Source organism: Rahnella sp. BIGb0236 (genome assembly GCF_004364755.1).
In the GTDB taxonomy this organism is placed as follows: Bacteria; Pseudomonadota; Gammaproteobacteria; order Enterobacterales; family Enterobacteriaceae; genus Rahnella; species Rahnella victoriana.
This window is the reverse complement of sequence record NZ_SOAO01000006.1, coordinates 129,137-148,997: the sequence shown is the minus strand read 5'-3', so window position 1 is coordinate 148,997 and position 19,861 is coordinate 129,137. Positions and strand designations below refer to the sequence as shown.

General features: G+C 52.9%; 15 protein-coding genes and 1 tRNA gene. 7 read left to right on the top strand and 9 right to left on the bottom strand.

Annotated elements, in window-relative coordinates; translation table 11 throughout:
- Nucleotides 1-3 precede the first annotated feature (3 nt).
- Nucleotides 4-2,274: a TonB-dependent siderophore receptor gene (locus EDF78_RS14225; protein ID WP_119823468.1), complete on the bottom strand. Its 2,271-nt coding sequence runs from the start codon at nucleotides 2,272-2,274 to the stop codon at nucleotides 4-6.
- 232 nt (nucleotides 2,275-2,506) lie between these two features.
- Here EDF78_RS14225 and fes point away from each other — a divergent pair, with 232 nt between their 5' ends.
- Nucleotides 2,507-3,847 carry an enterochelin esterase gene (gene fes, locus EDF78_RS14220; protein WP_133823378.1) on the top strand — a complete coding sequence of 447 codons (1,341 nt, stop codon included), beginning with the start codon at nucleotides 2,507-2,509 and terminating at the stop codon, nucleotides 3,845-3,847.
- Here fes and EDF78_RS14215 read toward each other — a convergent pair.
- The 5 genes from EDF78_RS14215 to EDF78_RS14195 form a co-directional block, all read right to left on the bottom strand.
- Nucleotides 3,821-4,618, bottom strand: coding sequence for an ATP-binding cassette domain-containing protein (locus EDF78_RS14215; RefSeq protein ID WP_095923579.1), 798 nt, complete (start codon nucleotides 4,616-4,618; stop codon nucleotides 3,821-3,823). The two genes, fes and EDF78_RS14215, sit on opposite strands and share 27 nt — an antisense overlap.
- Complete coding sequence (fepG, locus tag EDF78_RS14210) at nucleotides 4,615-5,643, bottom strand: iron-enterobactin ABC transporter permease (protein WP_133823330.1); 1,029 nt, start codon at nucleotides 5,641-5,643, stop codon at nucleotides 4,615-4,617. Before fepG ends, EDF78_RS14215 begins: the two co-directional genes overlap by 4 nt.
- 2 nt (nucleotides 5,644-5,645) lie before the next feature.
- On the bottom strand, nucleotides 5,646-6,647 hold the full coding sequence (gene fepD, locus EDF78_RS14205; protein WP_133823329.1) for a Fe(3+)-siderophore ABC transporter permease: 1,002 nt from the start codon (nucleotides 6,645-6,647) through the stop codon (nucleotides 5,646-5,648).
- Nucleotides 6,647-7,558 (bottom strand): Fe2+-enterobactin ABC transporter substrate-binding protein, encoded by a 912-nt coding sequence (fepB, locus tag EDF78_RS14200; RefSeq protein WP_243839456.1) that lies wholly within the window; start codon nucleotides 7,556-7,558, stop codon nucleotides 6,647-6,649. Before fepB ends, fepD begins: the two co-directional genes overlap by 1 nt.
- A 179-nt stretch (nucleotides 7,559-7,737) precedes the next feature.
- Complete coding sequence (locus EDF78_RS14195; RefSeq protein ID WP_095925219.1) at nucleotides 7,738-9,843, bottom strand: TonB-dependent siderophore receptor; 2,106 nt, start codon at nucleotides 9,841-9,843, stop codon at nucleotides 7,738-7,740.
- 238 nt (nucleotides 9,844-10,081) lie between these two features.
- On the opposite strand from EDF78_RS14195, the gene EDF78_RS14190 reads away from it, so the two are divergent.
- Together EDF78_RS14190 and EDF78_RS14185 are read left to right on the top strand one after the other, a co-directional pair.
- Nucleotides 10,082-11,599, top strand: a complete 1,518-nt coding sequence (locus EDF78_RS14190) for an alpha/beta hydrolase-fold protein (RefSeq protein ID WP_165497953.1) — start codon at nucleotides 10,082-10,084, stop codon at nucleotides 11,597-11,599.
- Nucleotides 11,600-12,013: 414 nt separating this feature from the next.
- The gene (locus tag EDF78_RS14185) at nucleotides 12,014-12,406 is read left to right on the top strand and encodes a hypothetical protein (RefSeq protein ID WP_133823327.1); all 393 of its coding nucleotides are present in this window, start codon (nucleotides 12,014-12,016) and stop codon (nucleotides 12,404-12,406) included.
- Nucleotides 12,407-13,142: 736 nt separating this feature from the next.
- Here the strand turns inward: EDF78_RS14185 and EDF78_RS14180 are convergent.
- A tRNA-Ile gene (locus EDF78_RS14180) sits at nucleotides 13,143-13,219 on the bottom strand.
- A gap of 143 nt (nucleotides 13,220-13,362) precedes the next feature.
- Between EDF78_RS14180 and mug the strand changes: the two genes are divergently transcribed.
- The 4 genes from mug to EDF78_RS14160 all read left to right on the top strand — a co-directional run bounded on the left by mug (nucleotide 13,363) and on the right by EDF78_RS14160 (nucleotide 15,819).
- A complete protein-coding gene (gene mug / locus EDF78_RS14175) occupies nucleotides 13,363-13,866 on the top strand; it encodes a G/U mismatch-specific DNA glycosylase (RefSeq protein WP_095923573.1) in 504 nt (167 codons plus the stop codon).
- A gap of 277 nt (nucleotides 13,867-14,143) precedes the next feature.
- Nucleotides 14,144-14,635, top strand: a complete 492-nt coding sequence (locus tag EDF78_RS14170) for a hypothetical protein (protein ID WP_133823326.1) — start codon at nucleotides 14,144-14,146, stop codon at nucleotides 14,633-14,635.
- 80 nt (nucleotides 14,636-14,715) lie between these two features.
- Nucleotides 14,716-15,318, top strand: a complete 603-nt coding sequence (locus EDF78_RS14165) for a protein rhiA (protein WP_095923571.1) — start codon at nucleotides 14,716-14,718, stop codon at nucleotides 15,316-15,318.
- A 33-nt stretch (nucleotides 15,319-15,351) separates the two neighbouring features.
- On the top strand, nucleotides 15,352-15,819 hold the full coding sequence (locus EDF78_RS14160) for a hypothetical protein (protein WP_095923570.1): 468 nt from the start codon (nucleotides 15,352-15,354) through the stop codon (nucleotides 15,817-15,819).
- 102 nt (nucleotides 15,820-15,921) lie between these two features.
- Here the strand turns inward: EDF78_RS14160 and rpoD are convergent, their stop codons facing one another.
- Both rpoD and dnaG read right to left on the bottom strand, forming a co-directional pair.
- Nucleotides 15,922-17,760 (bottom strand): RNA polymerase sigma factor RpoD, encoded by a 1,839-nt coding sequence (gene rpoD, locus EDF78_RS14155; RefSeq protein WP_095923569.1) that lies wholly within the window; start codon nucleotides 17,758-17,760, stop codon nucleotides 15,922-15,924.
- Between the two features lie 247 nt (nucleotides 17,761-18,007).
- Nucleotides 18,008-19,756, bottom strand: a complete 1,749-nt coding sequence (gene dnaG / locus EDF78_RS14150) for a DNA primase (protein ID WP_119823298.1) — start codon at nucleotides 19,754-19,756, stop codon at nucleotides 18,008-18,010.
- Between the last annotated feature and the right edge of the window lie 105 nt (nucleotides 19,757-19,861).

Here is a 19,861-nt window from a genome sequence, read left to right as displayed (position 1 = left end):
TACTCAGAAGTGCGTATTCAGGCTCATGTAGAACGTGCGGCCCGGTTCGTTGTAGGTGGCTGCGCCTGCGCCATACATATAGGCGCCGGTGGTGGCGTTACCCACAGTCTGGGCGTTACCTGCACGGAACTGGCGTTTGTCGAAGACGTTATCGATACCCGCCGTGACGCTGACATTTTTGGTCGCGGTGTAGGTGCCGCTCATGCCGACCACGGAATACGGGCTGACTTCATTCTTCTCGCTGCCGGTAACGGCTTCACCCTTGTAGTTGTATTTCTTCGGCTTCTGACGGCCATACCAGGTCAGGGTGGATTGCAGGGAGAGATCTTCCGTTGCCTGCCAGCTCAGCGTTGAGTTGATGGTAAATTCAGGGATGATCGACAGGTAATCGCCGGTCTCTTTGTTTTTACTTTCAATCATGTAGGTGCCGTTGTTATTCCAGGAAACGGTGCTGCTGACCGGAATGTTGAGCGTGCCTTCCAGGCCCTGTACCACGGCTTTCGGCACGTTTTCCCATTTATACACGTCGGTGGTGCCGGTGGAAGAAGTGCCGGCCGGCAGGTAGCCGGATTCGATTTTGTTACGGTAATCGTTGCGGAAATAGGTCACGCCCGCCTGATAACCGTTACGGTGGAATTCCAGCCCGATCTCCTTGTTGATGCTGGTTTCGGCATCCAGATCTTTATTCCCCACCAGATAGCAGCCGCCGCCGCTGGCCGCACAACCCTGACCTTTACTGTACAGCACGTAGTTCGGGTTGGTCTGATACAGGCTCGGCGCTTTATAGGCGCGGGCGATGCCCATTTTCAGGGTGAAATCGTCACCCAGTTCCTGCGACAGGTTGAGGGACGGACTCCAGTTATTGCCGACAATGGAGTGGTGATCGAAACGCAGTCCCGGCACCAGCATGGTGCTGTCGGTCAGCTCAATGTTGTCTTCAGCAAACAGCGAGAAAATCTCCGCCTGCGAATACGGGCTGCGGTCGGTGCTGTCGATACCGTCAATCGCGCCGCCGAGCATGGCCTGCGTATTAGAAGACGGATCTTTCATCTTCTGCTGGTTCCATTCGGTACCGAATGTGGCGGTTTGCGGCACGCCGAGTTCGAACGGTACGCTGACTTCGCTGTGCGCGAGAATATCGCCCAGCGCGATGGTGTTGAAGTCTTCGTCTGAGAAGATGCCTTCGGTACCGCCCGCCAGCCCTTCATCCATGCGCGAGTTACGGGTTTTCTCATACTGCACATAGTTGTTGGTGGTCACGCCGTTATCCCACGCGCCTTTGTAGGTCACCGAGTAAGACTGGCGGTAAATGCGGTTGGTTTCCTTGCCGTACATGCTTTTCACCAGCGCACTGGTGTTGGTGTTTTGCGTGTCGCCCGCATACAGGTTGCCCTGACGGCTGTTGGACACTTCAAATTCCAGCGACTGCATTCGGGCGAAATCCCAGTGCAGCAGGGCATCGATGTTTTTATCGATCACACCTTCACGGCCTGCCGGTACGGTGTCGGCATAGGTGCCGGTACGTTCGGACTGATGACCGTCGTTGATGTACTGCGCGTCGGCCTGCGTTTTGCTGTAGCCACCGAACAGACGGAAACTGAACTGATCGTTGAGCGGGCCGGAGAGGCTGAAGTCGGTACGTTTGGTCGAGCCTTCGTCTTTATGCTGCGGCGCGTTCAGGTAGGTATTCCAGGAACCGTGCCACTCCTGCGTGTCTTTTTTGGTGATGATGTTCACCACGCCACCTGCTGCGCCGTTGCCGTAACGGGCGGCTGCCGGGCCACGGATCACTTCGATGCGCTCGATCATATCCGGCGGAACCCAGCTGGTGTCGCCACGGGTATCGCGCTCGCCACGCCAGCCCTGACGCACCGAGTTGCGGCTGTTTACCGGCTTACCGTCGATCAGCACCAGGGTGTTTTCCGGGCCCATGCCACGGATGTCGATCTGGCGGTTATTACCGCGCTGGCCGCTGGTGGAGTTGCCGGTCAGGTTGACGCCGGGCATGGTGCGGATCAGTTCGTTGATGTCGCGTGCCGGAGGGCGTTTCTGGATTTCGTCGGAAGTGATGGTCGATACACCGGGAGCCTGAAGGTTTTGTTGTGCGGCGGTGATTACCAGCGTATCGCCGGTGTCTTTCGTGGCGTCTTCGGTGGTCTGGCTGGCTTCTGCTGTGTCGGTTGCGGAAGTTTCAGCTGCGCTGGCGGGTAAAGTGAGCGCCGATCCCAGCCCGATTAAGGTTGCCAGAGAATAGTGTGGTAGCCTGCTTTTCATATTGGATTCTGCCCTGAAATCCATCCTTTCCTGCAATATCGTCTTAATGAACAGGAGGATGGCCTGTTGTATGTGTATTTTTTATCGTCCCGTTTTACGGGCGGTTACACACTATTGCAATTGAAAATAATTATCAATACGATTCCCATTCCTTATTTGTTGGGATTGTGTAAAGGCTCCGACAGGGAGTGTCTGTTCTTCACGATGTAAAAGGCGGCAAAGCGAAAAAATGATGAAATCCTCGTCTGCGGAAAAACCGACCGCACAGACCCTCTTATCCGCCGGTGATGCGGGCAGCGCGGCGTGGTGGAATGAAATTAACACGCAGGGATCGCCGTGGATCGAACGGCCGGTCGATGGCCTGTGCAACGTGACGTTCTTCTGGCGGGATCCGCAAGGCAGTGAGGCGACATCGGATTTCCAGCGCGTGTGGATCAACATCAACGGCATCACCGATCATCATCAGCCGAAGCCGCCGCAGAGTTTGCAACGGCTGGCGGGCACTGACGTCTGGTTCCTGCATATCGCGTTGCGTTCCGGCTGGCGCGGCAGCTACAGCCTGATCCCACGGACGGAAACGGGGGGCGAGTTCCCGCAGGATCCTGATGCGTATACCGCTATGCTGGCGGCACGCGACTGGTGGAAGGATATGTTCGCCCATGCGATCCACGATCCGCTCAATCTGAATCATCCGTGGCCGGGAGCAAAATCTCACGCGCTGTCGCCTTTGCATATGCCCGATGCCATGCCGCAACCCGCCTGGCGCGAGTTTGATCTGCACGGCGCTCAACCGCCGCAGGCACCGGCAAAACTGCAAATCTATCAGTGGAACAGCGCGCGTCTGGGAAACCGGCGCAAGGTCTGGATTTACACCACCGGTGACAGTCAGGATCTGGCGTCGCGCCCGCTGGCATTACTGCTCGACGGCCAGTTCTGGGCGCAGCAGATGCCGGTCTGGCAGCCGCTGATGCAACTGACGCAGGAGGGCAGCCTGCCGCAGGCGGTCTACGTTCTGATCGACGTGATTGATACGCAAACCCGCAGCCGCGAACTGACCTGTAATGCGGATTTCTGGCAGGCGATACAGGAGGAATTATTGCCCGCCGTGGCCGCGCTCGCGCCGCACAGTGACAGCGCGGACAAAACGGTGGTGGCAGGGCAGAGTTTCGGCGGGCTTTCGTCGCTGTATGCCGGTTTACACTGGCCGCAGCAGTTCGGTTGCGTGCTCAGTCAGTCCGGCTCTTTCTGGTGGCCGCGGCGCAATAAAGCGCAGCAGGAGGAACATCCTGACGACGCCGATCTGTTATTGCGTGAGGTGAGCAACGGGCTGGGCGCGGCCAGCCATCTGAAAATTTTCATGGAGGCGGGCAGCAATGAGCGGCTGATTTATCAGGTGAATAACCAGATGGAGGAGCTGCTGGGTCGCACCGGAAACAGCGTGCGTTATCGGGTGGTGGATGCCGGTCATGACGCGCTTAGCTGGCGCGGCGGTTTACTCGATGGCCTTCAATGTCTGTGGAATGAAGCGCCATCGGGCGCCGGAGTTTCAGCCGTTACCCAGCGGGATGATTAACGGCGTATGCGAAACCGGGCAGTCGATAATGGCGCAGCGCAGCCCGAAAACCTGTTCGATCAGCGCCGGTGTGACGATATCCGCCGGTGCGCCCTCCGCCAGTATTTTGCCATCGCGCATTGCAATCAGGTGCCCGGCGTAACGGCACGCCTGATTCAGGTCGTGTAACACCACCACCAGCGTGCGGCCATTTTCCTGATTCAGACGACACATCAGTTCCATCAAATCAATCTGATGAGCAATATCCAGCCAGGTCGTCGGCTCATCCAGCAGCAGCAGCGGCGTTTGTTGTGCCAGCACCATGGCGATCCATACCCGCTGGCGCTGGCCGCCGGAAAGCGAGTTAACGGTGCTTTCCGCCAGTTCGGCGACGCCGGTGGCGCGCATGGCCTCGCTGACCGCCAGCGTATCCTGTGCCGTCCAGCGGCGGAACAGGCTCTGATGCGGGTAACGCCCGCGAGCCACCAGATCCGCCACGCTGATATCGCCCGGTGCCGTTGAGCTTTGCGGCAGCAGGCCGAGGCGTTTCGCCACGTCCCGGGTGCCGTAATCGCCAATCAGCTTACCGTCGAGAAATACCGCGCCGGATTGCGGCTGCATCAGGCGGCTGAGCGTGCGTAATAGCGTGGATTTGCCGCAGGCATTCGGCCCGATAATCACCGTCAGCTTGCCCTGCGGAATGGACACAGAGAGGTCGCGGGCGACGATTTTTTTATCGTAGCCCAGCGTCAGATCTTCCGCGTACAACGGTGAAGCGTGTTCAGTATTCATGAGCGTCGTGACTCCCGGATGAGCAACCCAATCAGATAAATGCCGCCGAGACTGACGGTCAGCACGCCCACAGGTAACTGATAGGGCAGGAACAGCCGTTGTGCGGTGACATCGGCGGCCAGCAACAGCAGGGCGCCGGTCAGTGCGGCGAAGAACAACGCATGTTGCTGGCTGGCGCACAGGCGGCGTGAAATCTGCGGTGAGACCAGCGCTATAAAGGAGATCGGCCCGGCCAGCGCGGTGGCAGCGGCGGTCAGCGCCACGCCCGCCAGCATCAGCAGCAGGCGGGAACGCTCAACCGGAACGCCCAGCGCACAGGCGGCATCATCGCCCATTTCCAGCAGCCGCATCGGCGCGGATAAGCAACGCGCCAGAATGCAGGCGGCGACGATCATCCCCGCCACCGGCAGGCTTTTCTCCCATGTGATGCCGTTAAGCGAACCGGCATTCCACAAGCCAGCCGTCAGTGCCGACTCCAGCGAGGCGTGAATAATCAGCCAGGTATTGGCTGCAATCAGCAACGCGCGTACGCCGATACCGACAATAATCAGGCGGAAGGTTTCGACGCCCTGACGCCATGCCAGCGCGTAAACCACCAGCGCGGTCAGTACGCCACCCGCCATCGCGCCGGACACGGTTTCGCCTGCGCCGCCGTTAAACAACACGATGACCAGCAGAACACCGGTATACGCGCCGGTGTTAAAACCGATAACGTCCGGGCTGCCCAGCGGATTGCGCAGCAGCGACTGGAAAATCGCGCCGCTGACACCGAGCGCGGCACCGAGCACCATCGCCATCACCACGCGTGGCAGACGCCATTGGGTGACAATAATGCTCAGGTTTTTCGGCCCGTCGCCGAGCAGGGCAGAGATTACCTGCGACGGAGTCAGCGCGAGTGTGCCGCTCCCCAGCGCGTAAATCGCCAGTAAAATCAGGCACAACACCAGCCCGCAGGCGGTCAGAAACGAGCGCGACAACAGCACAGGTTTTTTCAGCGGGCGAGGTGTTGTCAGGGTCTGACTCATGATTAACCTCTGCGTAATCCGCCGGGGCGGCGTACCAGGAAAATAAGCACCGGCGCGCCGATAAAGGCCACCACCACGGAAACCCGTAATTCGCCGGTCACCAGAAAACGTCCGGCGATATCCGCCGCCAGCAGCAATGTCGGCGTTAACACCAGCGTCCACAGCAGCATCCAGCGTGGATCCGCGCGACAGATCCAGCGCGCTATGTGCGGCACCATCAGGCCGACAAAGGCGATCGGCCCCACGGCGGCCGTCGCACTGCCGCACAATAGGGTAATCGCCAGTAATCCCAGCAACTGCGTGGTGGCGATTTTGGTACCCAGCGCCGTCGCCAGTTCGCTGCCCATCGACAGATTATTCAGCGCGCGGGTCATCAGTAAGCTCAGAACAACAGCAAAAATCACCGGCGGCGTGACGGTGTTGATCACCGCGATGTTACGGATATCCAGCGAGCCGGCCTGCCAGAATCGCAACTGGTCGTAGACGGTCGGGTTGAGCAGGGAAATCCCTGAAGACATGCCTTCCAGCACCGCGCCGAGCGCGACGCCCGCGAGGGTCAGGCGTACCGGATCCAGTTTTCCGCGCCCCAGCGCCCCGATCATGGCGACCAGTAATGTCGCCAGCAGGGCACCGGCAAAAGCGAACCACAGATAATGGCTGACATCCGTTGCGCCAAAGAAGGCTATCCCGATAACCACCGCGAAGGCGGCACCGGCGTTGACGCCGAGAATGCCGGGATCGGCCAGCGGATTGCGGGTGAGGATCTGCATCAGCGCGCCCGATAGTCCGAGCGCCATGCCGGCCAGTAAACCGGCCAGCGTGCGCGGTACACGGGCATCCGTGACGATCATGCAATCCGCGCCCGTACACTGACCGTGCAGCGCGGAGATGACGGTGCTGAGCGGCAGTGACTTTTCCCCCAGCACCAGACTCAGCGCGATCATCAGGCAGAGCAGCAACAGCGCAAAACACAGCGTCGTAAGATTTTTTATTGAGCGGGGCATCAGTGCGTAACGAACAATTTTTCAAGCTGATTCAGCATATTGCTGGCGCTGTAATAATCGAGCCTGAAGGTGTCTTCGCCCATCGCATACACCCGCCCGGCCTGCACGGCGGGTAACGTCGCCAGAAAGGGATTGGTCAGCAGACGCTGTGCATCGGCCTGATTCGCGGAGAATAACAGCAGCGTCTGACCGTTCATCGCCTCCGGCATTTTTTCACCGGCAAGCTGGATGATGTCATGGCGTTTACCCTGACTGTAGCTGGCGGCAAGATTCAGCGGAACCGGCGCAAGGGTAAACCCCAGTTGCTGGAGGAGCTGACCTTGTGGCGAAACCGGCGTCCAGAGATTGGCACTTTTACCATCAGATCCGTATACCAGCGCGGAGACCGGCTGCGGCGGCAGCGTTATGGCCTTTTTCACCTGCGCTTCACGTTGTGAAAACTGTGCAATGACGCTGGCGGCATCGGCTTCTTTACCTGTCGCCTGACCTAATTCGGTGGCGAGTTCCTGCCAGCTTTTATCGTCGTAATTGACCACCATGACCGGCGCAATGGCCGACAGCTGATCATAGAGTTTCAGGGCTGAATCGCCGCCGGTGGCCGCGATAATAATGAGATCAGGTGCCTCACCGGCAATGGCTTCGGCATTGGGTTCACCGATATAGAGCCGCTGCACGCCGCGCTGTTTCGCAATATCACCCCACTGGCGGAAAAAGCCCTGCGCGTCGGAAACATGATTATTTGGTGCGGTGGCTCCGCTGGCGATGACCGGCGCATGAATCGCCAGCAATGTCCCGGTGACGGTCACGCTGGTTGAGACAATACGCTGAGGCGGTTGTTGTAACGTGATGCTGCCCTTCGGGGTCATGATCGTACGCGGCCAGCCTTCTGCGAAAACCTGCGTGGTGAACATCAGTGATAAAAGCAGTGCCACTGTCCCTGAAAAACGACGAAAACCGGCCCTTGTCATTGGATCCATTCCTGAACTTTTAATGTTAATGGTTATCATTATTATATCTGGCGGGGGTAAGGTCAATCGCAGAGGGACGGCAAAATGTTGCCCGGACACTGGCCGGGCAACGTTTTGCGGGATCAGAAACTGTAATTGAAGGTGGCGGACGCAGTGCGGCCGATGCCATAGAAGCAGGCAGAGGTCGATGCACAGGACGCGACGTATTTTTTATCAAACACGTTGTTCACGTTAACCTGCACGGACGCGCCGTTCAGGCTGTGACTTACCTGACCTAAATCGTAGCTGACCATCGCATCGTATAAATCGACGGAAGGCACTTTGTAAGTGTTTTGCGCATCGCCCCAGCTGGTGCCGATATAACGGGCGCCGACGCCGATGGTCAGGCTTTGTAACACGCCGTGATTAAAGGTGTAGCTTCCCCACAGTGATGCCATATGTTCAGGAATACGTGCCGGTGTTTTCCCTTTGGTGTTCGCCACGGTGGTTTCTTTGGTTTCCGCATCGGTATAGGTATAAGACGCGATCAGATTGATGGATTCGGTCAGCGCGGAATGCAACTCAGTTTCAATACCGCGTGACTGAATATCACCGGCCGATTCGTACCAGCCTTCCGCGCTGTTATAGGTCGCGACGTTATCCTGACGCAACTGATAAGCCGCAACGGTCAGCAGCGTCTGCGAACCCACCGGCTGATATTTCACGCCGATTTCGGTTTGTTTGCCGTTGGTCGGCGCAAATGGGGCAACGCCCGGCGCACGGTTGGTTTGCAGGTTCGGTTCGAACGACGTGCTGTAACTGATATACGGCGAAATTCCGCTGTCGAAGGCATACAACAGCGCCGCACGACCGGTAAATTTGCTGTCATTCTGTTGCGTCTGCTCGCTGGCCTGGAAGTCATCGGTGCGCACTTCTGTCCAGTCATAACGCCCTGCCAGCAACAGATTCCACTGATTCCATTCCATCTGATCCTGCACATACAGGCCCAGCTGATCGAGCGTTTGCTGCTCATCGGTAGAATGGGTCATGGTGGATTCATCCACCGTCACGCCGCGAACCGGGTTGCGCCAGTCGATATCGTAACCGTCGGATGAGCCGCGCCACAGGTTCTGGCGATCCTTACTGGTTTTATAATCCATGCCTCCGAGGATTGTGTGCGCGACCTGCGCAGTATCAAACTGCGCCTGCAACTGGTTGTCGATCACGAACTCATTGGTGTCGCGGGTTTCACGCTGCGGGCGGCGTCCGAGGACGTAATCGCTTTTAGACGTGGTATACACCAGATATTTGTATTTCTGCTCGATCTCGCTGTAACGGGCATTCTGGCGGAAGGTGAACATTTCATTGAAGATATGCTCAAATTCGTAGCCGATGCTTTTCTGCTCACGCCATGACTGATTGTAATTGCGGTCACTGACATTGAAATCCCACGGGATCTGGCCTGCATCGGTATCTGTCACGGTGCCTGTTGCTGGCAGGAAGTTACGGTAACCGGCGTCCGGGTCTTTCTGGAAACTGGTGAGTAACGTGAACCGTGTGTTGTCGTTTGGCAGCCAGGTAATGGCTGGCGCGATGGCATAACGCGTTTCTTTATTATCCTGCACCTGACTGTTCTGATAGCGTCCGATGCCATTCAGACGATACAGCACGCGCCCGTCATCGGTCAGCACGCCACCTAAATCGAACGCACCTTCAGCCAGTTTATGGTTGCCCGCTTTGATCTGGATTTTATGGATGTCTTCCGCCACCGGACGTTTGCTGGTCATGGCGATCAGACCGCCGGGGTTAACCTGACCATAAAGGACAGAAGCCGGACCACGGATGATTTCAACGCGCTCCAGAAGCCACGGATCCAGACTGCCGGTTTGCGACGATGCGGTGGCGCCATAGCTCAGGCCATCAAGAAACTTCGGTACGTAGCTAAAACCGCGAACAAAAACCTCATCATTACGGTTCGAACTGCCGCGATATTCGGTAAAAACACCGGAAGAATAGCGTAACGCCTGCGATACGGAGGAGGCATCCTGCGCATCCATTTGATCGCGGGTGACCACGGAGACCGATTGCGGCGTCTTCAGGATTTCAGTCGGCGTTTTGGTCGCTGAAAGTGATTTCGTTGCCACCATACCTTTCACCGGCAGGGTAGGGTCTTCACTCACCTGCGTGTTACCACTGACGACCAGAGTTTCCTCGGTACTTGTCGCAGCATACGTTGCCCCCAGCGGCATCAACACAGCAGACCCCAGAAGAGTCAGCCCCTTCAACGTGATTTTTTTCATACTGGCCATAAAAGTTATCATCCTGTTACAGATTTGAGTTTTTAACTATTGAAATGGAACGTTTTTTATTTTTCGAAACATTAGCATACATTTTTATGCAATTGCTAATCATTCGTATTTACATTAGCATTTGTGGGGTTTGAGCAATATTTCTGAGGCGGGAATGGGCGTAAAGGAGTGGGGGACAATGGCAACTTTACTGATCGGAATGTCATCTCAGGCGGGTGCTTTTTCCGCTGAAGACCTGCATGGGGTATTTGATGGGCAGGGCAATGCCTTCCTGACATTGCACATCGTGGCGGGGCATTATTTCACCGGTGAAATCACGGGTGTACAGGTCCTCAGGATGCGGGATAAAAACGGCCAGCACTGGCGGACATTGCTCAATGACGCGCCCGTCGATGGCCCGCAGATGCTGCGGAGCACAGTGCCGTCCGGCGATATCCAGCACGTCACTCTTCAGGGACCGGCACGGCAAAACTGGCATCTGCGTTATCAGCAAAAGCCGCTGAACCCGCTGGATAAAGATCAGGCGCTGATCCCGCTCAGCCCGACGTTACAGGCAGTGACTCCCGCGAACCTCGCTGACTTCTGGCTGCGGACTAGCCGCGAAGGCACGCCGCTGATTGAGCCGTTTGACACGCATCATAAGCGCGTGACATTTCTGTGGCGCGGCGCGAAGAAAAACGTATTTCTGATGGGATCGCCGGAAGGAGATCATGATCCGTTATTTCATCTGGCGGGCACAGATATCTGGTTTCGCAGCTATGTCGTGCCTGACGATACGCTGATGCAGTATCAGCTTGCGCCGGATATCCCGCAGGTACCGGAAGGCGGACGCGAACAGCGTCTGGCGTTACTGGTGACAGCTCAGGCCGATCCCTTAAATAAACAGGTAGCTTTAACGGACGCCGATGATGTTTTTACCCGTTCTTCCCTGCTGAATCTACAACATAAAACTCATTGTCTGTTGCCACCTGAAGGCCGTGAACCGCTGAAAGGCAGCCTGCGCAGCGTGCAATTTAACAGTGCCATTCTGGGCAATCTGCGGGAAATCACCCTTTATCAGTCGCCGGATGCCACACCGGACAGCACGTTATTGCTGGTTTTTGACGGTAAAACCTACCAGAAAAAATACCGGCTACATGAAGCCTTTGAGCGACTGACTGCCAGAGGCGACATCGCACCCCTGCGCATTGTGTTTATCGACAGCCTTGATGGTGAACGCCGCGGGCGCGAGCTTCCGCCCAATCCGGCGTTCAGCGATTTTATGGCGTACGAACTGATACCGTGGCTTCAACAGCAGGGCTTCACTTCGGTGGCGAACCACACCGTCATTGCGGGTTCCAGCTATGGCGGACTGGCGTCGGCATGGGTGGCAATGCGTTATCCGAAGATCTTTGGCAATGTGCTCAGCCTGTCAGGCTCTTACTGGTGGGCTCCGGAAGGCGAAAAACCGGAATGGTTAATTCGTGAGTATTCTGCCCGGCATACATTGCCGCTCAGGTTTTATCTGCAGGCGGGCCTGTTTGAAAACAAAGGGGAAGAAGGGGGTATTTTGGGTAATAACATCCATCTGCGAGACGCGTTGCGTGAAAAGGGTTATGAAGTGGTATTCCGCCCCTATGCCAGCGGTCACGACTATGCCGCCTGGTGCGAAGCGATGATCGACGGGGTCAGGCATTTGCAGAGGGGGATAAATTAATATAGCTGTCCAGATAACTATTCCACGCCGCTTATTTACCCTGTTAACTTAGATTTAGCATTTTCATTATGAATTAATAACGTGAATGTTAATACTCCTCAGGGGATCCGGTTTTTATTAAAATGTATTTTCCAGAGAACGGTGATGACCCTGTAAGTTATGAGATATTTCAATTGTTGCAGTTTGTGTCAGCCACTAAATAAGTATGGTTTTTCTACATTATCGGCAGATAATTGATATTGCGAGGTTCAGGGAGAGTAAAAAAAGGAGGGTGTTATGAATATAAGGATGAAGTAAGAGGGGCGTCTGGATGCCCAGTGGAGAAGTTATTCTCATAGCCAGGGTCGCTTTAGCCGGGGTTCTCAACAGGCGTAATTGTGAACTTAATATTTATAACAATGGTGTATAGGCAAGATGGTAGCGAGGATTTTTATTATTGTCATGATGTTAATGCCAGCTTTTTCGAGGGCAAGCGATAACCCTGAGGATTTAGAGTTAAATGGAAGTAAGTTTATTGTCTATGTAAAAGCTCTCTGTCCTTTAAATGATGAACAATGTGATGAGTTTGAGTATCACTCTATTAATAAGAAAAATAATTCTGAGTTAAGGTTGAAAGGGACAGGGTGGTATAGCCCTACCGGGCGGTATTTAGGGTATATATTTAAGAATAAAACTTATACATACACCCTCACACAGTTGCCTTCTGATGGAGATGACATAAATTCAAAATGTGGAGTTCCCGTCAGATTAGAAGTTTTCCATAATGATAAATTTTTAACAGAAGATAAGTCTGTTTGCGATGAGTGAGATAACGCCATCGATTTCTATTATATCGATGGCGTCATTTATCAATAAGATCTTTCATCACAAACACTATAACCTGTTGTACCTGCAATATTATGGGGGCTCGTCATTTATGGTTGCGCATGTAAGTTGAACGGTAAAGTGTTTTTTTTGGCATGCAACTGCTGGATGTAATTTGTTTTTCGTTAGTCATTTTCATGTGTTCATTATTAGATATCCCAATCATCAATAAAGGCGTGGATCTATCATTGGGTTTAATTATTGTAATTGGATGATATTTTATATCATTCATTTCCCCTATGAAGATGGTTTACTTTTAAAACAAGCGTGCGAGTGGAAAACATACTCCTGTGAAAGGTTTTATACAATCAAATTATGGTTGAAAATAAGTATTTATATACTTCCCGAATAATTAATAAATTATCGAAATAATTGGCCTTATATGTATTTTAAAAATTAATTTATTTTAAAATGATAAAGACGCTGAATTATCAGTGCTGATAAAACTCTTTGTCCGTCCATGTAGCGGTTTGATGTGTGGTTGCCGATATTTTCAATAAGGAAGTCACCAGGAAAGGCTATACGATCGTTTGTTGCGGAACAGCGTCCCTGATACCGGGAAGGGCAGAAAAAACCTGATAAAAGGCTCTTGATGAGACAAAAAAGGGGCCGCTGACTGACCAACAAAAAAGCCACTTCTTGCGAAGTGGCTTAATCGTTTGAATCTGAAGCTAAAATTTGGTGGCCCTTGCTGGACTTGAACCAGCGACCAAGCGATTATGAGTCGCGTGCTCTAACCAACTGAGCTAAAGGGCCGAGGTGCGGGATTATACGGTAAACCCGGCTTACAGGTCTATATGTGTTCGGTTTGTATGCGCGTTTTGTGCACAGTTGTAGTCTGTTGTGTTCGCAGCATTTTTTTACCGATAAGTCCGGTAAATACATCTCAGGATAGAATAATGATTACAGATATTATTGCCGACGATCTTTTAGTTGTGTTCTGCGGCATCAATCCCGGTCTTTCGTCAGCCCACAAGGGCTATCCTTTTGCCAATGGCAGCAACCGTTTCTGGAAGGTTATCCATCAGGCTGGATTTACCGGCCGTCAGTTAATGCCGGAACAGTGGCAGCAGTTAAAGGATTTTGGTTGCGGTATCACGGCGCTGGTGGCGCGTCCGACGGTGGCAGCCAGTGAGTTAATGCGCGATGAATTGCGCGAAGGCGGCGAAGTGTTAAAAGAGAAGATCCTGCGCCATCAGCCACGGGCGTTAGCCATTTTAGGTAAGCAGGCATTCAGCCAGGCTTTTGGTATCAGCAAAGTGAGCTGGGGCCGTCAGCCGCTGAAAATGGGTCGCACTGAGGTCTGGGTGCTGCCGAATACCAGCGGACTGAACCGGGCGACACTGGATGAGCTGGTATCGGCATACCGTGAGCTATGCTTATCATTACAACGCGACTCATAATCCCGCTACGTCGTTCTGATGTTGGTTTAGATATAAAACCCTGACAAAGCGATCCTTTTCAAAGGATCGTTTTGCTTTTATGGTGTAAGTCAATTCATTCCACTTTTAAATCCGCTCCCCAGCCCCTGAAATCCCCACCCATACATTTGTATATTTAATGTAAGAGGAATGCTTCCCCCGTGTGAATGCCTCCAACTAAGCTAAAACTTATTCCATCACTTCATTCGGGGTGAGCAGCAGAGCAGTCGGGCAATGTGATTCTTCAGGAGCAGGAGATATGGCTAATGTTGAAACAGAAGAAAGGCAGGAGAATCTGGAGGAATGGTTCGAATTATTTTCAGGGCTACCGCTCCGGCATTCGGAAAGAGAAACAAGGTTAATCAGCTTTTGTGAAAAAAACCGTGTCAGCATTATGTCGGTGATGCCCTGGATCGCATCAGAGTTTGCTGAACACGGAGGGTTCTCCGGATTATTTCATTTTATTCATCTCCACGGAGGGCGGAAAATATACATGCCCAAAGAGGCAGGGAAGTTTTATCAGATTTACGGGATTAATATTCCGCAAAATAAATATAACAGAATTTATAAAAAAATTGATTCTTCAGGATATCTGGATACGCCATCCAACTGGGGTGTGTTTATCGCCATTCGCCGCGCAGCAATGCAAGTGGCGATGAAAGAAGATATTCCGGCAAAGCTACTCACACAAACTTTTGGTATCACGATGAGAAGTATCCGGCTTATTAAATCACGCAACGCGTGTCTGTAAAGGAGGTAGAGGAAGTTAAGAGAAGGCAAAGACTACACACACTTATTTTCTCATTCATTTAAATATAAAAGGTAAATATTATGACTCAATATTCTGTCACTGTAGCAAACAACTCTGTAAATACCGGCGCAATCTGTATTTATCAAACGTCTCCGGATATCAGCGATCCTCGGGTGATGTCGCTGGCATGGTTCTCCAAAGTGGCGCACCCAAAAACCAAAGTGCAGTTTGACTGGGGCATTGATTACAGTTTTGTTTGGGATGAAACCGGTGTGCTGATCCCCGGTGTGACATTCGATGCCTCTCAGACCCTTCCTGCCAGCCTGACGAGCAATAATCAGGTGACGCTGAGCTATTCCGCGGGGGCGTTTGAGTTCGAACAACAGACCACCGGCGGTAAGAATGGCACGTTGTATATCACCAATGACAGCAGTCTGCCGCTCAATCAGGCCTCGGTCGGGGTGGGTATGTCGGGTGCCGGTACCTTTGTGGTACAGGCGCAGCCGAACATCAACCTGACCTTTACACCGCATCCAACGTACTGGATCACTTTTGGTAACTATACGCCGGGCCAGGTGCTGGATGTTGGGCAGATCACCAATAAGCAACAGCTTGAGTTTGCGCCGAACACTTACAGCCTGAACGTTCAGCTGAAAAGTGATAATACCTGGAGCGTTGGCTGAGCCATTAATTTCATTTAAAGATGGGGTAGAATTATGATACTTATCGTATGTACTGATGATCCGGAACTGGAACATGTAGCGAGAGAAACATTGCGTCGTTATCCTGGTATCTATGGCGCAACCTATAAGATATTTCACTCTCAGCTAAGGGAACTGAGAAAAGATGAGGATTTATTTATTATTTCTCATGGTGCATTCCAGGGGGATAATGACCGGCCAGTGATCGGTGATAAAGAAAAAGCATTTTATTTAAATGGTGATGCACTTTATCTGAACATCAAAGAGATTATTCCTGAGAATTATAAAGGGAATGTTTATATTGATGCCTGTGAGTCCGCAGACAGTACTGAAGACCTGCTTAGCTTCGCCGAAACATTTTATCTGGATTTTCATGCTGATCATCAGGCATCGAAAGTTCTGGGTATTACCGGCGTGAGTAATGGGCTTATTCCATTACCTGACGACTCGAAATGGATTAATGTCGATCTGGAAAACAGCTAGCAGCAAATAGCAGCCATGATGGACTGTGTCAGTTACCTGTAATAAAAAAGCCCCGGCGTTTCTGCCGGGGCTTTCTGTTTGCGACTGGCAATCTGAAAACGATTAATCGTCCAGGAAGCTGCGCAGTACTTCGGAGCGGCTCGGGTGGCGCAGTTTACGCAACGCTTTCGCTTCGATCTGACGGATACGCTCACGGGTCACGTCGAACTGTTTGCCCACTTCTTCCAGCGTGTGGTCAGTGTTCATATCGATACCGAAACGCATACGCAGAACTTTCGCTTCACGTGCAGTCAGGCCAGCCAGAACGTCATGCGTTGCAGAACGCAGGCTTTCAGACGTCGCAGAATCCAGTGGCAGCTCGAGGGTGGTATCCTCGATGAAATCGCCCAGATGCGAATCTTCATCGTCGCCGATTGGCGTTTCCATGGAGATTGGCTCTTTGGCAATTTTCAGCACTTTGCGGATTTTGTCTTCCGGCATCAACATACGCTCAGCCAGCTCTTCCGGTGTCGGTTCGCGGCCCATCTCTTGCAGCATCTGACGGGAGATACGGTTGAGTTTGTTGATCGTCTCAATCATATGTACCGGGATACGGATGGTACGCGCCTGGTCGGCGATGGAGCGGGTGATAGCCTGACGGATCCACCAGGTCGCATAAGTTGAGAACTTATAACCACGGCGATATTCAAACTTATCAACGGCTTTCATCAGGCCGATGTTACCTTCCTGGATCAGGTCAAGGAACTGCAGACCACGGTTGGTGTATTTCTTGGCGATAGAAATAACCAGACGTAAGTTTGCTTCAACCATCTCTTTCTTCGCGCGACGGGCTTTCGCTTCGCCGATCGACATGCGACGGTTGATGTCTTTAACCTGTTCGATAGTCAGGCCGGTTTCTTCTTCGATCTGACGCAGTTTCATCAGGCCGCGTTGCACGTCTTCGGTGACTTCTTTCAGCTTCTCAGACCATGGTTTACCCATTGCCAGAGCGGCATCAAACCAGGTATCGCTGGTTTCGTTACCGGCGAACAGATTGACGAAGTTTTTCTTCGGCATTTTGCACTGTTCAACGCACACTTTCATGATCAGACGTTCCTGAGCACGAACGCGATCCATCATGGAACGCATGCTGTTAACCAGGAAATCGAACTGTTTTGGCACCAGACGGAACTGTTTGAACACATCGGACAGCTTCAGGATTTCTTCTGCTGCGCTCTTGTGACTACGGCCGTTTTTCTTGATGACCAGACGCGTCGCTTCATGCTGTTCACGCAGTTCGGTGAACTTCTGGCGAGCCAGTTCCGGATCGATGCTGTTGTCGTCTTCAGCGTCGTCGTCTTCATCTTCGTCTTCGTCGTCATCATTCTGCTCTTCAGTGGTCAGTTCAGAACCCACGTGAGTCGCAGTTGGTGCGATTTCTTCTTCGGCGTTCGGGTCAACAAAACCGGTGATCAGGTCAGACAGACGTACTTCGCCTGCTTCCACACGGTCATATTGCTCTAACAAATAAGTGATAGCTTCAGGATATTCAGCAACGGAGCACTGGACCTGATTGATACCGTCTTCGATACGTTTGGCGATGTCGATTTCGCCTTCACGGGTCAGCAACTCAACGGTACCCATCTCGCGCATATACATACGCACAGGGTCGGTGGTACGGCCAATTTCGGATTCAACGCTGGAAAGCACCTGCGCCGCGGCTTCTGCAGCGTCTTCATCGGTATCAGGGCGGTTTTCGGCCAGCATCAAATCATCGGCGTCCGGTGCTTCTTCAAGTACCTGGATGCCCATGTCGTTAATCATCTGGATGATGTCTTCGATCTGGTCGGAATCGACGATATCTTCCGGCAGATGGTCATTGACCTCAGCATAGGTCAGATAGCCTTGCTCCTTACCACGGGTGACAAGTAGCTTAAGCTGTGACTGCGGGTTTTGCTCCATAAGACGGTATCCACACTTCAGAGTATTTGGGTTGGTGTCGGTCGGGTAACATCGCCAACAATAACGTTAGGGGCGTTTATTGTGCCGCGGCCCACCAGGGCGGCTCTGCGCAGGGCCGTGCCCCGCTTTTTATCGGCACTTAAGCCGTGTTTTCTGTTTTACCCGTCATACTTCGAGCCGTAGATGCGTTGGCCGCCTTCCTGCAACTCGAATCATTTGGGATAAATTATGTTCTTGTTATGAAATTTTAACTTTTTCTCGCTAACACCTGATTCAGGGAACTGACTTCGGTTCGTTCCTCGGGACTCAGGCCGTGCGTCCTGGCTTTGGCAATCAAGGTTTCTAGCCGCTGCTCTAAAATAGAGTCATACAGGCTGGCTAACGTGGCACGAAATTCCTCTTCGACCATGTCCTCTACGATCATGTGGTTCCATGTCGCCAGAGTTTCAAGCTGTTGGTAGAACTTATTGTCGCGATACAGCTCCAGTAACTGGCCTGTGGTCAGCCCCGGCTGGGCTAAGCAAGTGGTCACTAACTCGCTGAACAGATCCAATCCTGGTTGCTTCGCTTGCTCCAAACCTTGCAGCGAGGGTATAAGTGTAGCCAGTTGTGGATTTTGCACCAGTAACCCTATAAGTATACGCATGGTTGTGCGTTTTAGCTGGGGCGCCTGATAGACATTGCTACTTTCTGCCTGTTTAGGCATCAGCTTTTCCAACTGGCTGTCATCTAAAATGCCGAGCTTATTCCCTAACTGTTGACGCAAATACATCCGTAACGTTTCACCGGGAACCTGGCGGATCAGCGGCAATGCCAGCATGCTCAATTTGGTGCGCCCGTCAGGGCTGCTCAAATCAACCTGCGGCATCAGCGAATCAAACAGGAAAGTGGACAGCGGCATCGCCTGTTCCATCCGTTGTTCGAATGCTTCTTTGCCTTCTTTACGTACCAGCGTGTCCGGATCTTCGCCGTCGGGTAAAAACATAAATCGCAGCTGACGGCCATCATTGAGATACGGCAAGGCCGTTTCCAGTGCGCGCCATGCGGCTTCACGTCCCGCGCGGTCGCCGTCGTAACAACACACGACGTTATCCGTACTGCGGAACATCAGCTGAATATGATCGGCTGTCGTGGACGTGCCCAGTGAGGCAACGGCGTAATCAATGCCGAACTGCGCCAGAGCGACAACATCCATATACCCTTCAACCACCAGCAAACGCGCCGGTGTCGGGTGCTTTAACTGTGCTTCATACAGGCCATACAACTGGCGGCCTTTATGGAAAATTTCGGTTTCCGGTGAGTTGAGGTATTTCGGCGTACCGTCACCCAACACCCTGCCGCCAAAGGCAATTACGCGGCCACGTTTATCGCGGATCGGGAACATTACCCGTTCGCGGAAACGATCGTAGCTGCGGCCATTGTCATTGGTGACCAACATACCGGCATCGATCAGGGACGCTTTATCATCGGCATTTTTACCGAAACGCTTTAATGCGTTGTCCCAACCCGGTGGGGCGAAACCGATAGCGAAGTGATTGATGACGTCTTCACTCAAACCACGCCGGGCAAGATAATCCCGTGCGGGGGCACCTGCAGGCTGTTTAAGTGATTGCTGATAGAACTCGCTGAGCGGTGCCATCAACTGGTAGAGGCTTTGACGCTGATGACGCTCCATCTGGCTTGGACCGGTGCCTGCTTCATACGGCACTTCCAGACCCTGCATTGTCGCCAGTTCCTCAATGCTTTCGACAAACTCAAGTCTGTCATAGTTCATCAGGAAATCGACGGCATTGCCGTGGGCACCACAGCCGAAACAGTGATAAAACTGCTTATCGCCATTTACGGTAAATGAGGGTGTTTTCTCATGGTGGAAAGGGCAGCACGCGTGATAGTTTTTACCCTGTTTCTTGAGCTTTACCCGGGCGTCGATCAGATCGACGATATCGATGCGAGCCAGCAAGTCATTGATAAATACGCGCGGAATTCTCCCAGCCATAAGCCCCTTACTCACTAGCCTATAAACGAGAACAAGCCGCGCATTCCTTTCGGAAAGCACGGCCTTCGTATGCTACTACGCAGTCTGCGCGTTCTTAATATTGCA